At 36.2% G+C, this 14898-nt stretch carries 13 protein-coding genes; 3 read left to right on the top strand and 10 right to left on the bottom strand.

Features of this window, described 5'->3' with window-relative positions; all coding sequences use genetic code 11:
- Window positions 1–99: 99 nt before the first annotated feature.
- The gene (locus Q9B79_RS25320) at window positions 100–2025 is read left to right on the top strand and encodes a heavy metal translocating P-type ATPase (protein ID WP_306188651.1); all 1926 of its coding nucleotides are present in this window, start codon (window positions 100–102) and stop codon (window positions 2023–2025) included.
- A gap of 186 nt (window positions 2026–2211) precedes the next feature.
- Here the strand turns inward: Q9B79_RS25320 and Q9B79_RS25325 are convergent, their stop codons facing one another.
- Genes Q9B79_RS25325 through Q9B79_RS25335 form a run of 3 tightly spaced genes read right to left on the bottom strand, consistent with a single transcriptional unit; the run spans window position 2212 to window position 4121 of the window.
- Window positions 2212–3081 carry a YihY/virulence factor BrkB family protein gene (locus Q9B79_RS25325; protein ID WP_001226530.1) on the bottom strand — a complete coding sequence of 290 codons (870 nt, stop codon included), beginning with the start codon at window positions 3079–3081 and terminating at the stop codon, window positions 2212–2214.
- Window positions 3082–3087: 6 nt separating this feature from the next.
- Window positions 3088–3603 carry a DUF4075 domain-containing protein gene (locus Q9B79_RS25330; RefSeq protein ID WP_088297363.1) on the bottom strand — a complete coding sequence of 172 codons (516 nt, stop codon included), beginning with the start codon at window positions 3601–3603 and terminating at the stop codon, window positions 3088–3090.
- Window positions 3604–3656: 53 nt separating this feature from the next.
- Window positions 3657–4121 carry a low molecular weight protein-tyrosine-phosphatase gene (locus Q9B79_RS25335; RefSeq protein WP_000250916.1) on the bottom strand — a complete coding sequence of 155 codons (465 nt, stop codon included), beginning with the start codon at window positions 4119–4121 and terminating at the stop codon, window positions 3657–3659.
- 173 nt (window positions 4122–4294) lie between these two features.
- Here Q9B79_RS25335 and Q9B79_RS25340 point away from each other — a divergent pair, with 173 nt between their 5' ends.
- On the top strand, window positions 4295–4519 hold the full coding sequence (locus tag Q9B79_RS25340) for a DUF1128 domain-containing protein (RefSeq protein ID WP_000366197.1): 225 nt from the start codon (window positions 4295–4297) through the stop codon (window positions 4517–4519).
- A 187-nt stretch (window positions 4520–4706) separates the two neighbouring features.
- Window positions 4707–7373 carry a cation-translocating P-type ATPase gene (locus Q9B79_RS25345; protein ID WP_306188658.1) on the top strand — a complete coding sequence of 889 codons (2667 nt, stop codon included), beginning with the start codon at window positions 4707–4709 and terminating at the stop codon, window positions 7371–7373.
- A 35-nt stretch (window positions 7374–7408) separates the two neighbouring features.
- On the opposite strand, the gene Q9B79_RS25350 is transcribed toward Q9B79_RS25345, so the two are convergent.
- From Q9B79_RS25350 to Q9B79_RS25380, 7 genes are all read right to left on the bottom strand, one after another.
- Window positions 7409–8491 carry a toxic anion resistance protein gene (locus tag Q9B79_RS25350; protein ID WP_001064413.1) on the bottom strand — a complete coding sequence of 361 codons (1083 nt, stop codon included), beginning with the start codon at window positions 8489–8491 and terminating at the stop codon, window positions 7409–7411.
- Window positions 8492–8509: 18 nt separating this feature from the next.
- Entirely contained in the window at window positions 8510–10141 is a 1632-nt protein-coding gene (locus Q9B79_RS25355; protein WP_306188661.1) for a YceG family protein, read from the bottom strand.
- Between the two features lie 109 nt (window positions 10142–10250).
- Entirely contained in the window at window positions 10251–11042 is a 792-nt protein-coding gene (locus tag Q9B79_RS25360; protein ID WP_306188663.1) for a TerC family protein, read from the bottom strand.
- A 72-nt stretch (window positions 11043–11114) separates the two neighbouring features.
- Window positions 11115–11693: a TerD family protein gene (locus Q9B79_RS25365; RefSeq protein WP_306188665.1), complete on the bottom strand. Its 579-nt coding sequence runs from the start codon at window positions 11691–11693 to the stop codon at window positions 11115–11117.
- Between the two features lie 79 nt (window positions 11694–11772).
- Window positions 11773–12357: a TerD family protein gene (locus Q9B79_RS25370; RefSeq protein ID WP_000146722.1), complete on the bottom strand. Its 585-nt coding sequence runs from the start codon at window positions 12355–12357 to the stop codon at window positions 11773–11775.
- A gap of 23 nt (window positions 12358–12380) precedes the next feature.
- Entirely contained in the window at window positions 12381–12977 is a 597-nt protein-coding gene (locus Q9B79_RS25375) for a TerD family protein (protein ID WP_306188667.1), read from the bottom strand.
- A gap of 293 nt (window positions 12978–13270) precedes the next feature.
- Window positions 13271–14898 (bottom strand): SH3 domain-containing protein (locus Q9B79_RS25380; protein WP_306188669.1); only part of this gene is annotated, 1628 nt, incomplete at its 5' end.

Below are 14898 nucleotides of genomic sequence, written 5' to 3' on the forward strand. Positions count from 1 at the left end.
AAATGCTGCTATCCATTATGGATGGCAGCTTTCGTCGTTTTATAGAGGTTTCGATTTTGATTATTTTTCTCAATAAGAATTTGGAAGGAGCGAGTAGTAATGAACTCAGAAGTAAAAACATTACAAGTACAAAAGTCTATTTCTCATCCCTCTTTATGGGATACGTTAAAAAAACATTATGAACTTATATTTGCAATCGCATCTGGTATTTTCATTTTAGCTGGTTGGTTATTTACAAAGAACGATGCAATGAATGTAGGCATTATTTGCTATATCCTTGCTTATATAGTTGGTGGATATGCAAAAGCAAAAGAAGGTATTGAAGATACAATTGAAGAGAAAGAGCTAAATGTCGAAATGCTTATGCTTTTTGCTGCTATAGGTGCCGCACTCATTGGCTACTGGACAGAAGGCGCGGTTTTAATCTTCATCTTTGCACTAAGCGGTGCGATGGAATCTTATACATTAAGCAAAAGTCAAAAAGAAATTTCAGCGCTCCTTGATCTACAGCCTGAAGAAGCATTACGTATTTCAAATGGAACTGAAGAACGTGTTCCTGTTGGACGATTACAAATTAACGACATCATTTTAATTAAGCCAGGTGAACGCGTTCCTGCTGACGGTACGATTTATAGCGGTGAAACAAATATCGATGAGGCAGCGATTACTGGTGAACCTATTCCAAATGAAAAAAAACATGGGGATGAAGTATTTGCCGGTACTGTAAATTTACGCGGTGCTATCGAAGTTAAAATTACGAAGCCGAGCGATCAAACATTATTCCAAAAGATTATTCGTCTCGTTCAAAGTGCACAAAGTGAAAAATCACCATCACAACTATTCATTGAAAAGTTTGAAGGAACATATGTAAAAGGTGTACTACTCATTGTTGCGCTTATGATGTTCGTCCCTCATTTCTTACTGGATTGGAGCTGGAATGAAACATTTTATCGCGCTATGATCTTACTTGTAGTCGCATCTCCTTGTGCACTCGTTGCTGCCATTACACCAGCAACGTTATCTGCAATTTCTAACGGCGCAAGAAACGGAATTCTTTTTAAAGGTGGCATACATTTAGAACGCCTCGCTTCTGTAAAAGCGATCGCCTTTGATAAAACTGGAACATTAACACAGGGAAAACCTACCGTAACAGATGTATATGTTCGAGAAAATATGACAGAAAAAGAAGTACTTTCTATTACAGCAGCAATTGAAAGTCACTCTACACATCCTTTAGCTGAATCTATCGTTAAATATGCACAACATGCACATGACATTACATTACAAAAGCCAGAAAATGTTGAAGATGTAACTGGTTTTGGGCTAAAAGGAATATTTGAAAACAAAGCTTATAAAATAGGTAAAGCTGACTTTATCGGTGCAGAAACAAAGACATTTCATAATGGTATTTCTGCCTCACTTGAAAAGGAAGGTAAAACTGTCGTTTATATTAGTGATGAAGAAGGTATTCTTGGACTCATCGCTTTAAAAGATACACTTCGCCAGGAAACAATAGCTGCTATTCGCGAATTACAAAGCATCGGTGTCGAAGCAATTATGATTACTGGAGATAATGAAGAAACAGCAAAAGCCATTGCCTCTGAAAGTAATATAAAGGAATATTACGCATCATGCTTACCAGAAACAAAAGTTGAAACGATTAAGAAGCTAAAAGAAAAATACGGGACAGTAGCAATGGTCGGAGATGGTATAAATGATGCCCCTGCACTCGCTACTGCTAGTATTGGTGTAGCGATGGGAGAAGGAACAGACGTAGCTTTAGAAACTGCAGACGTTGTACTTATGAAAAACGAATTATCTCGACTTTCTCAAGCAATCCGCTTATCAAAACGAATGAATCGTATTGTAAGGCAAAACGTAATCTTTTCACTAGCTGTAATTGCAATGCTGATTTGTTCAAACTTCTTGCAATTTTTAGCTCTTCCATTCGGTGTTATTGGGCATGAAGGAAGTACGATTCTTGTTATTTTGAATGGCTTACGATTATTAAAAGGAAACAAATAAGAAACGGGTCCCTCATAGAGGACCCGTTTTTTTTAATGGTAGCTATTATGCCCGTTCGCACTACCACTCGTTTTATGCTTTGGATGCGAACTACTCTTTTGTTTATTGTTATTTTTATTGTTGTGATTCTTTTTATTATTACTCATGAAATATCCCCCCTATTCCCTATTATTATGGAACAAGAGCTCACTTTTCATTACGGGAATTATTGTCACCCGTCCTATAATGATGGAGTAAACCATTAATTTCACCGCCAAGTAAAATGACCCATCCAGTCAAATAAAACCATAACATTAAAATAATAATACCACCGAGACCACCATATGTATTGGCGTAATTCGCAAACTTATCTACATAATAAGCAAATGAGTACGATACCACAATCCATCCTACAGTAGCAAATGTTGCTCCTGAAATGACTTCTCTTCTTTTTAACTTTCGATCTGGTGCAAATGTATATAAAAAACTAAACAATGCAAATAGCACGAAGAAACTCGCTACTAACCGCGTAATGCTCCACACGTAAGAAAAACTATCCGATAACCCAATTGCTTTAAATACCGCTGCTCCAATGACTTGTCCAAACACTGGAACAATTAGCGCAAACACAATCATAAAAATAATCGCTAATGTAAACACAATTGATAAAGCTCTCGTTTTAATAAAGGAACGTGTTTCTGTTACATCATACGCACGATTAAAAGCATTCATCACCGCATTTACCCCGTTTGACGCAAACCATAGCATTGATAATAAACCAAATGATAATAAGCCACCATTTTGCTCATTTACAACTTTATCAACGTTTACTTCAATTAAAGACATTGCATCTTCGGGTACGTACGGTTCTAATAAGTTGAGCACACTTTCTGTTTGAAGGTCAATGAATCCAAGAAGCGTAATTAAGAAAACAAGCCCAGGAAAAATCGCAAGCAAGAAGAAATAAGCGAGCTGTGCTGCCAAGCCCGCTACATCATCGCGCATCGTCCGGTCATACAAATCTTTACCAAACGAATAAGTACGATTTCTTCTCACCTTTTCTAAAATTTTTCTCATATATGTTTAAACGCTTTTCTTCTCTTCTTTATCTTGCTTCAACTCAATGTACGCTTCAGTTTTTTTTTCCTCTGCGTTTGAGTCTTTCATAAATAGTTCACGCGCTTCTTTCATACCGCCATCTTCAGCAACTACTGGCTCTTCTTCTGCTTTTAGTTCATCTACTTTTGGAGATACAGCTTGAATTTCAATTGTTTCTGGCTTCTCTGCTGGCTCAACTTTTTTCTTACTAAAAATTTCTTTCGTTTCTTTTAACGTCTCTACAACAGATGGCGTCAATTTTTTAATTTCTGCAACTTTCGCTTTCACTACATTTAAATCAGCAAGTTCGCGTCCTTTATCTGTAACAGTTTGCACTTTTTCTTTAATCTTTGCATTTTCACCAATTTCAATCATCTTTGTTTTTGCTTTTTCTGCAGTATTTTTTACTTTTTCACGGTTTTCTTTCTTCAACATAGATACAGCTACACCTGCAGCTACACCAATCGCAATGTTTCGAGCAATATTATTTTTCTTTGCCATATTCCTTCACCCTTTCATTTCTTATGTTAGAAAGTATTTCTTTCTAAGCTTCCTCATATTCCTTGTTCATTTCGAATGAAAGCTAATAGCTTTGCACACCCTTCTGTTACAAGGTCATATACTTCTTGGAAATTCCCTGTATAGTAAGGGTCGGGAACGTCTGTCCAGCCACCGTCTGGAACAAAATCGGACAGCCTACCAATATAGCCTCCAGTTTTACCTAAACTTTTTAAATCTGCTATATTCTTGTTGTCCATGGCAATAATATAATCAAACTTTGTTAAGTCTTCTTTTTCTACTTGCCTTGCTTTAATTCCTTCAAAAGTGACTGCATTTTCTTTTAAAATTTTTTGTGTTCCTTTATGTGGCGGATGGCCAACATGCCAATCTCCAGTTCCTGCAGAATCAATGACAATTTTCTCTTCGAGTCCCTCTTTTACGACAAGATTTCTAAAAATCGCTTCTGCCATTGGAGAACGGCAAATGTTCCCAAGACAAACAAACAATACTTGAACCATATTTTGTTTCTTCCCTTCTTGGTGCATTTCTTAATATATACTTATAGTATAAACAACCAATTAGTGAATATAAAGGAAATCCCTACTAATTTAATAGGATTGAAAAGATTCATTAACGAAAATGATAAAAAATGTTAAGATAGCCTTATGTTATTTTAAAGGGGGACACTTCGGTGGATTTATCCGTAAAGTCAGAAGAAAACGTTGAATATATGGTCGAAGCTATTAAAGAAAAATTACGTATGGTTAATGCTGGAGCGATGAGAGCTGCTAGCTTTAATGAAGAAATGTACGAAGACTTACGTGACATTTATGAGCACGTTATGAAACGTGAAACATTCAGTATTAGTGAAATGCAAGCTATTACAGAAGAATTAGGTACATTAATTAAAAAGTAAAAAGCCTCGCTTATGAGGCTCTTTTTATTTCCAACAAATTCATGACAACTCTTCTCTTTCCCTCAACCAACTGTAAAATATTGTACAATAGAAGTAGAACCTCATCTTAGATTTTTCTCCATACATACTACTCACAAATAATAGCAACACTACCATTGCTAACTGTTTTTACTGGAGGTGCTTACTTATGAGCAATTGGTACAGTAAGACGAAAAATCAAACATTAATTGACTTAGAAACAAATGAACAACACGGTTTAACAGATGAAATCGTAAATGAGCGTTTAAAGCAATACGGTTTTAATGAATTAGCTACAAAACAAAAACGCACTTTATGGCAGCGTATTTTCGCCCAAATTAATGACGTCCTCGTATATGTTCTTATTATTGCTGCTCTTATTTCAGCCTTTGTAGGTGAATGGGCTGATGCCAGTATTATCGCGCTCGTTGTCGTTTTAAACGCTGTTATTGGCGTCGTCCAAGAATCAAAAGCAGAACAAGCTTTAGAGGCATTGAAAAAGATGGCGACACCTAAAGCTATCGTCAAGCGAAATGGTGAACTAAAAGAAATTCCATCTGAAAACGTCGTTCCAGGTGATATCGTTATGCTCGACGCTGGCCGATATATCCCATGCGATTTACGCCTAATCGAAACCGCAAATTTAAAAGTTGAAGAATCTGCTCTAACTGGTGAATCTGTCCCTGTTGATAAAGATGCAATTTACCACCCTTCCATGCAAAGTGATGAACAAGTACCATTAGGTGATCAAAAGAATATGGCCTTTATGTCTACTCTTGTAACATACGGGCGAGGCGTCGGTGTTGCTGTTGAAACTGGCATGAAATCACAAATTGGTAAGATTGCCTCCCTTTTACATGAAGCAGACGATGATATGACACCACTTCAAAAAAGCTTAGCACAAGTCGGAAAATATTTAGGATTTGTCGCTGTAGCGATTTGTATCGCTATGTTTTTCATCGGCTTTTTCCAAGGCCGGGATACGTTAGAAATGTTTATGACTGCTATTAGTTTAGCCGTTGCAGCTATTCCAGAAGGCTTGCCAGCTATCGTTTCCATCGTTCTTGCAATTGGTGTGCAGCGCATGATTAAACAAAACGTTATTATTCGGAAACTACCAGCTGTTGAAGCTCTCGGTTCTGTCACAATCATTTGTTCAGATAAAACAGGTACGTTAACGCAAAACAAAATGACCGTTACTCACTTTTATAGTGATAACACATATGATCATTTAGAAAATTTAAATGCAAATAATGATGCACAACGTCTATTGTTAGAAAATATGGTGCTATGTAACGATGCGTCTTACAATAACGAATCACAAACCGGAGACCCGACTGAAATTGCTCTTCTCGTTGCTGGAAGCACTTTTAACATGCAAAAAGATCATTTAGAAAAGATACATGAGCGCGTTAACGAGATGCCTTTCGATTCAAATCGTAAAATGATGTCAACCGTGCATACATACGATGACAGCTATTATAGCATGACGAAAGGTGCTATAGATAAGATCTTACCTAGATGTACCCACATATTTAAAAACGGTAAAGTTGAGGGTCTAACAGCGGCTGATAAAACTCAAATATTAGAAGCTGCCGGGGCAATGTCTCAAGAAGCTTTAAGAGTACTTTCATTCGCATTTAAACAATACAATTCAAGTAATGTGGATATAGATCATCTCGAAGAAAACCTCATCTTTATTGGTCTTGTCGGTATGATTGATCCACCGCGAACCGAAGTAAAAGATTCCATTACAGAATGTAAAAAAGCCGGTATTCGCACAGTTATGATTACTGGAGATCATAAAGATACCGCCTTTGCCATTGCAAAAGAACTTGGCATTGCTGAAGAAGTATCTGAAATTATGATTGGAACTGAATTAGACAACATTTCAGATACAGAACTAGCAAGCAAAATTAATCACTTACATGTATTCGCTAGGGTCTCTCCAGAACATAAAGTAAAGATCATAAAAGCATTACGCGCGAAAGGAAATATCGTTTCTATGACTGGTGATGGTGTCAATGATGCTCCATCTTTAAAGCAAGCTGATGTTGGCGTAGCGATGGGCATTACAGGAACAGACGTTGCAAAAGGAGCAGCGGATGTCGTGTTAACAGATGATAATTTCTCATCTATCGTGAAAGCTGTTGAGGAAGGTAGGAACATTTATCGTAACATAAAAAAATCAATTCTCTTCCTACTCTCTTGTAACTTCGGAGAAATTATCACTTTATTTTTAGCCATTTTACTCGGCTGGGCAACACCACTACGACCTATTCACATTTTGTGGGTGAATTTAATTACAGATACACTGCCTGCATTATCACTTGGGGTTGATCCTGAAGATCCTGATGTGATGAAGGAAAAACCACGACATGCGAAAGAAAGCTTATTTAGTGGTAGCGTTCCTTTCCTTATTTTCAATGGGATTGTCATTGGGCTTTTGACGCTAATAGCCTTTATCGCCGGAGCAAAATTCTATACTGGAGATACAAATTTATTCCCTCTTTTCCCAGAGCGAATTGATGAGGATGCTCTATTACACGCTCAGACGATGGCATTTGTCGTTCTTAGTTTTTCTCAGCTCGTTCATTCATTTAACTTGCGTTCAAGAACGAAATCCATTTTTTCAATTGGGATATTTACAAATAAATATTTAGTCTTCTCCGTTCTTATCGGTATTCTGATGCAAGTTTGTATCATCTCTATCCCACCTCTTGCAAATATATTCGGTGTGCATGCATTAACGATGCGAGATTGGGGATTTGTTCTCTTATTAAGTATCATTCCACTTGTTGTGAATGAGATTATTAAATTAGTGAAGAGAAACTAAAAGGCAATGAGGACTCTTCCTCATTGCCTTTTCATTTACCCTTGTAATTCTTTTTTTATGTTCTCAGTTAATGTAGCCATACGTTTGCGACTTTCTTCACGCTCACGTTTATTTTGTTCTTCAATTTGTTGTGTTTCTTGCATACCTCTTGAAATAATGTTCCAAGTTTCCTCAAGTGTTTCCATCTTAATACTAGAAGACCCTGATAATCTCGCTACTTCCACACTTTGCGTTGCGATATTTTGTGCATTTTTCTTAAGTAATTCATTTGTACGGCGATCCAGTTCGGCCATGGAATCTGCAACAAGCTTTTGACGCTTCGCATTTACTGCTTGAATGATACCATTTTTAAAGATAGGAATCGTCGTGATAAACGCTGTATTGATTTTACCAATTAATTTATTATTACCACGTTGAATCATACGAATTTGTGGTGCTGTCAGTAACGCAACCATACGTGCTTTTTCTAAATCATCAATACGCTGTTCTAAAATTTCAACAGAGTTTTTAAGGGACTCTAATTCAATACCTGCTAATTGATCATTGTTACGTACACGCTCTTCATACATTGGAACTAACTCTGTATTTAAACGCTCTAATAACATTTCCCCTGCTACTACGTATTTTTCTAAGTCTAAGTAATATTTTAAGTTTTGCTCATATAAACCGTCTAACGTACCAATTGATTTTTTCATTTCATCTTGATACTTCGTAATTTCCACATACACTTTATCAATTTCACGGCCCATCGTTTGATACTTGCTAAAGATTTGTTCAATCATTTTATCTGCTTTTTTGAACATACGTGAGAAGAAACCACTTTTCTCTTCCGCAAAGTCTTTACTATCAAATCGGTCCATAATTTTACCGAGTTGTTTTAATAATTCACCCGAATCTTCTATTTTTGATAATGACATTGTATGTAAAATTTGATCAGCAAAACGTGAAATTTCCATAGAAGGTTCTTTTCCAAGTTCAATTAATTCTAACTGATCTTTAATATCTACCGCATTATAAATACGTTGTACATCCGCATCTTGTCTAAGTTGCAAGCGAACGTCTTGTGCTGTTTGTTCATTTAATTCTGTTTTCGAATCTAGTACGACTGGGTTATTCATATGGTATTCTCCCTTTCCTTATAAAAATGGACGAAATAGTCCTTTTATTGTTTGTGATAAATTTTTATAGGCTGATGAACCATGAAACTCAAGATCGAAATTAACTTCTTCAAGCCAATGTGAATCAAATGCCCCCGCTTCAATATACGGTTCAATATCGTTTCTTCCTGTTGGATTGAAGTGGAATACATCTACTCCTATTTGATTTAAAAATAGTAATAAAACAGCATCAGAACGAGTCAATTCTCCACTCTTCTCATTATTAAATATAACAATTTTCGGTACATCTTGTGAATAATCAAATTTCTCAAGCTGCTCTAAAATATTCGGTGGTATTTGAGACAGTTGTGCGAAAACATATAGTGCTACATCTTGTTTCGTCTCTTTTGCAATTGGTTTACACATTTCACTTTCACACGTATGGATGATTGCCTCTGCAATACCATGTTGTAATCCTTCTGGCAATCTTTTATGTGGCCACCAATGACTGTTCATCATTAGATCAGGGTGTAGTTTCCCCCCGCGGTCTAATGCATCTCGATAATGATATTGGAAATTTGCTTTCTGTTCTTTCGTAAACGGGAATGTATTAATTAATAAACTGTTATCAAATGATGTAACAGCCTTTAATCGTTGGAAATATTCTTTCTCATTTTTTGAAACCCCTGATATTTTCGCAAATAAAGAAGGAATATAAATGTGTTTATTTTCAACAAAGAATGTCGGGCGTACGAACGCCTTTTCCTTCGTAATTAAAAAGAGTTCATCGTATGTTGTTTTTAATGTACGAGCTACAGGCGTATAGGAACGGAATTGCCACGGCTTGTACAGCAGTGAATTATCGTGGTGAAGTACTTGTTCAATTTCTTTTGAAGCTTGATACGCTACTGTTGCCACACGCTCGCGACGGCGATCTGGAAATGGTTCAAGAGAAATGCGACCTGGATGAGACACAATAAAAGTTCTTCCTTCGTCATCAACATTCTCAAATCCATCTTTTCCTTCTGGATGATAATAAAGTACATCGCAGCCGAGCATAATAAGAAAGTATAAGAAATATATACGGCTTTCCTGTGCATCACCGTACCAAACGATACGCGGCATTTGTTTCTTATAGTTAATCGTAGAGAACCACTTCGCTACGTAATTTTCGCTTAATTTAATCATGTCGATTAAGAAACGACGGAAGCCTTCTGTCTTTAAAGATTGATTATGTTGTTTCTCATATAATTTCAGCACAGAAATAAATTTCGTATGTATATAATGTTGTAAATCAGGATTGTCCACTTTCGGCAAAAGTTGTTTCCCAGATAAGTGCGCCACTAGCCTATTTACTGTCAGACCATTTGGTGCTTCTTGATGTAATCCGAACACTTCTTGAATGTGACGAAGTTTTTCTGAATCAATCACTTTGTTTAAATTTTGTTCGTGTAAAACCTCGATTCCTTTCGCTTCACTATAATCAAACAGCTCATTAAAATATTCATCTACATCATTAGGAACGCCAAGGATTCGGCATGCTATATAACTAAATTTCATCTCATTCTCTGTCAGCTCATATTGTGGGCGTTTTTCTAAAAGTGTTTCAAATTGCTTTAAATCCGATTCATCTTTTAATGCATATGGTTGAAGTGTAAAACGTGAAAACACAACAGTTCACCTCCAAAAACATTTACGTTTTTTCTAAGTCTTTCTTCTATTATAAACTATTTTTGGTTATAAAAAATGGGCGCTCGTAAAACGAGCAAACCCATTTCAATTATTTATTGTCTTCTTTAGTAGCTGCAACCTCTTCTTTAGCTTGTCCAGAATTCTTCATGTAGTGAATTATAAATGTTGCTCCAAATGCTACAACTAAAATGATAAAGAATAGCATATGACTTATTTCAATATGAATAACAGACAATAACATTTTTGCTGCGATAATTAAGATTAAAATATATGCTGTCGTTTCAAGTTCTGGAATACGTTCTAACAACTTTAAGAATACACCAGCGATACCGCGCATCATTAAAATACCGAGCATTCCACCTAATAATAGAATCCAAACTTCATTTGATACACCAAATGCAGCAAGTACGCTATCTACAGAGAATGCAATATCCATCAATTCAACCATCGCAACTGTTCCCCAGAAGACACCAAACATTCTGAAGAGAATACTGTTTTGGTTCATACCATGAGCTTCCTCTTCTTCTGCATTACCTTTTCGTTTATCAATGAAGTATTTAACTGACAGCCACGCTAAGTAAAGTGCACCTAACACTTTTACCCATGCTAATTTAATTAAGAACATTCCAATTCCAATTGCAATAAATCGAAATACATAAGCTCCAATAAGTCCATAGAATAATGCTTTCTTACGCTTCTCTTCAGGAAGGTGTTTTACCATTACTGCTAACACAAGTGCATTATCAGCAGATAATAATCCTTCAAGTACAACAAGTGTACCAATTAATCCCCAAGATACTGGATCCTGCAACACTTTAATCCACATGTCCAAGTCAAAAAATTGAGCATACGTATCAAGGATTCCTTGCAAAATACTCATTTTACCTTTATCCCCTATTCTTTGCTAGATTTATAGAAAGGTCAAAAAAAGGAAACGAATATCGTTTCCTTTCTATGCATCCAAGCCATACGCTCTTACAAGCGCACCTAAACCACCTTGGAATCCGCTTCCTACTGCATTAAACTTCCACTGTCCATTATGACGGTATAATTCACAAAAGACAACTGCTGTTTCGATTGAGAAATCTTCCCCTAAATCAAAACGAAGAACTTCTTCATTCGTTTCTTCATTCGCTAAACGAACGAACGCATTTCCTACTTGTCCAAAGTTTTGACTACGGCCTTCTGCATCATAAATCGTAACTGTAATAGCAATTTTGTGCACATCTGCTGGAACTTTCTTTAAGTCCACAACAAGTTGCTCATCGTCGCCTTCACCTTCACCTGTGCGGTTATCTCCTGTATGTAAAACAGATCCACAAGGAGACTGTAGATTATTATAGAAGATAAAGTCAGTTTCTTTCGTACATTTTCCGTTCTCATCTAATAAAAAGGCAGATGCATCTAAATCGAAATCTGATCCTCCGTCGTAAGATTTAATATCCCAGCCGAGACCAATTATCGCTTTTGTTAAACCAGGACTTGTCTTACCTAAATCAATCTTCTGTCCTTTTTGTAACTGAATAGCCATTTATATTCACCTCTATATTTTAATCTTAAAGAATATATGCATCAATAAATATATATTTACTGATGCATATATAACTCTATTACTCTACGTCTAAACCAAAGTTATTACATAGAGACGCTAATCCACCTTGGAATCCACTTCCAATTGCATTGAACTTCCAGTCACCTGCATGGCGGTATAATTCACCTACTACAACAGCTGTTTCAATAGAGAAATCTTCTCCTAAGTCGTAACGAATTAACTCTGCATTCTTTTCTTCATCTAAAATACGTACGAAAGAGTTAGAAACTTGTCCGAAGTTTTGGCTACGACCTTCTCCATCGTAAATTGTAATTGTGAAACAAATGCGTTCGATATGTGCAGGTACATTTTTTAAATCTACTTTGATGGATTCGTCATCGCCTTCACCTTCACCAGTTCGGTTATCTCCTAAATGCTCTACAGCACCATTTGCACCTTTTGGATTATTATAGAAGACAAAATCCTCTGCTCCTGAAACTTTACCATTCGCACCTACTAAAAAGATACTAACATCTAAATCGAAATCAGCTTGTCCATCATAACGATTCGTATCCCAACCAAGTCCTACAAGAACTTTCGAAAGACCTGGATTCGTTTTTGTTAAGTCTACTTTTTGCCCTTTTTTCAACGAAATTGATGCCATGTACAATTCCTCCTCGGCTTATTTTATTGATAACGTGATACAATCTCACTTAAGTTTTTATCTTGTGTGCCTTCTCCAACTGCTGAAAACTTCCATTCACTTCCATGTCGATACATTTCCCCTGCAATTAGAGTCGTTTTTCCAGCATAGTTATCTGATAAGTTGTAACGTGCTAATTCTTCACCAGTTTGTTGGTTTTGAATACGAATATACGCATTGCGAATCATACCAAAGTCTTGACGTCTGTTTACACAATCATAAATATTTACAACGAATACTAAACGGTTAATACGACTTGGGACTTTATGTAACTCTACAAAGATTGTTTCATCGTCACCTTCGCCTTCACCTGTTAAATTATCTCCTGAATGAATCATACTACCACAAGTAGAAAGTTTGTTTCCAAAGTATACTAAATCATTTTTATTAACAAAACGATCCTCTTCTAACATAACAACAGATGCATCACAATCTACATTTGGTTTACTTCCAAATAATGAAGACAGAAACCCACCTGATTGCCCAATTGGATCCCAGCCTAAGCCAACCTGTAGTTTTGCTACTTTTGGTTGTCCTTTCGTTAAATCGATCTTTTGACCTTTTTCTAAAATAATAGGCATGCAGTTTCTTCCTTTCTACAAAGCATTTTCCAAGACGGAAAATATTGTATTCTTCCCTTATATTGTAGCATTATTTATCTAGTGAAAAAAAGAATAAATTCTCAATTATATGAAAACACCTATAGTATTTATTTATATCGATGTAAGAAGTGGCAAATCAATCCAACCGTTCCTGCTTGATTACGATTTTGTGCGAGTTTAATCTCGCAATTATTTTCATTCCTTCCAACACCTTGCCACAGCTCTCCAAGCAAAGCACAGTTGATGTCATTTTCAAATGATGATGTTTTCCTTTAATAAGAGTTTACAAGTTTTACAGACCCAGTTTTTACGTAGACACTGTTGTATTCTTTATTATCTGAAACAATTTCATAATACGACCCTTGTGGTGTATTAACCGTTCTCTTAATGGCTACCATAATGTTCCGAGATATAGTTCCAGTCTTACCTTCAGCCAAACTTTTAAATATCGGGGAACCTGTTGTTAACGTTCCAAGTCGATATTTATTTAAATCTTTACTTCCATTCATTGCATCAATTCTATACATAAGCGAAGCAATTTGCTGTCCCCAGTTTTCGTCACTTGCATACATGACGTTCATTCCTTGTGCCTTATCCCCTAAGTTTCCACCATTATATGTATTTCCACTTGGATTTAAGTAATGCTTATCTATATATGCCGCACAAAAATCAATACCTTCTTCCCATGTCTTGAATCCAGTTGCACCATTGTATGGATCTGAATCTACCGCTCTAAAGCCAAATAAATTTTTCTTATCTTGTGCGATACGACTTGTTCCCCATCCAGATTCTAAAATTGCATGTGACACTAAGTAGCCGGCATTCATCTTATATTTCTCTGCTGCACTTACAAAATATTTTCCTAATCCAATAAGTGGACTATTTGCATTCGATTTACGTAAGAAATTATCAATTTCATCTCCTGTATAAGTAGATGTTGCACGAAGTGGCATATATTCAAAGTATTGATAACTATCTTGTCCACCAATTTGTTTCTTATCGAAAGCTTCGTAACGCTCCCCTTCTTTTAAATGCTTCGGAGCATTACCAATTTGATACGTTGCGTATTTACCATTTGCAGGATTGTATACATAATGATATAACTTGCCATTTTTAGTTGCATAATACGACGTTTTCTCACCAGTCATTGTCGGATGTAATGTAACATCGTTTATATTCACATAACCTGTCATGCCATCAATTTGGACATAAATACGATCACCAACAGCTTTTACAAATTTCAGATCGGCTCCACCCTTTACATATGTGAGTTTTTTACCCGTCGTAATATCGTAAATATTAATAACTCCATTCGCACGAACGAAACCTTGCTTCATATTTACAACTTTACCGTCACTCTTAATGTAAGCATCTTCTTTCATGTTTTGCATAATTTGTGTTGCTTCTACTTCATTTGGTTTTTGAACCTTTTGTGATGAGGTAACAATTTCATAGGAAGACGAGCCCTGTTTAATTTTTAAGAATTGTAATGAAACATAACCCTCACCATCGTTAAAACGGATTTTTGCCCAACCATTTTCTTTTCCTATAATTGTAACAGTCTCTCCATTTTTCAAATGACCAACAGCCGCCGCACCTGTCGATGGATCTTTACGTACATTTAATAAAGACGCATTTACAACAGCTCGTTCTTCTGTTACTTGTTCAGGGTTTTTTGGACTTGTTGGATCTATTGAATCTTTACCGATTATTATAAATTCTAAAGATACATAGCCTTCTTTTCCTTGATAGCTTATTTTCGCCCAACCATTTGCTTTTCCTAGTACCGTTACTTTTTCTCCATTTTTTAAGTTTCCGAGGATCGAGCTACTTGTATTCGCTGCACTCCTTACTCGTAAGCTTGTCGCATTGATTGTTCCTACTTCTTGCGTTCCATTTT

Origin of the sequence: Bacillus sp. MHSD_36, from assembly GCF_030757775.1 — a bacterium.
GTDB lineage: Bacteria > Bacillota > Bacilli > Bacillales > Bacillaceae_G > Bacillus_A.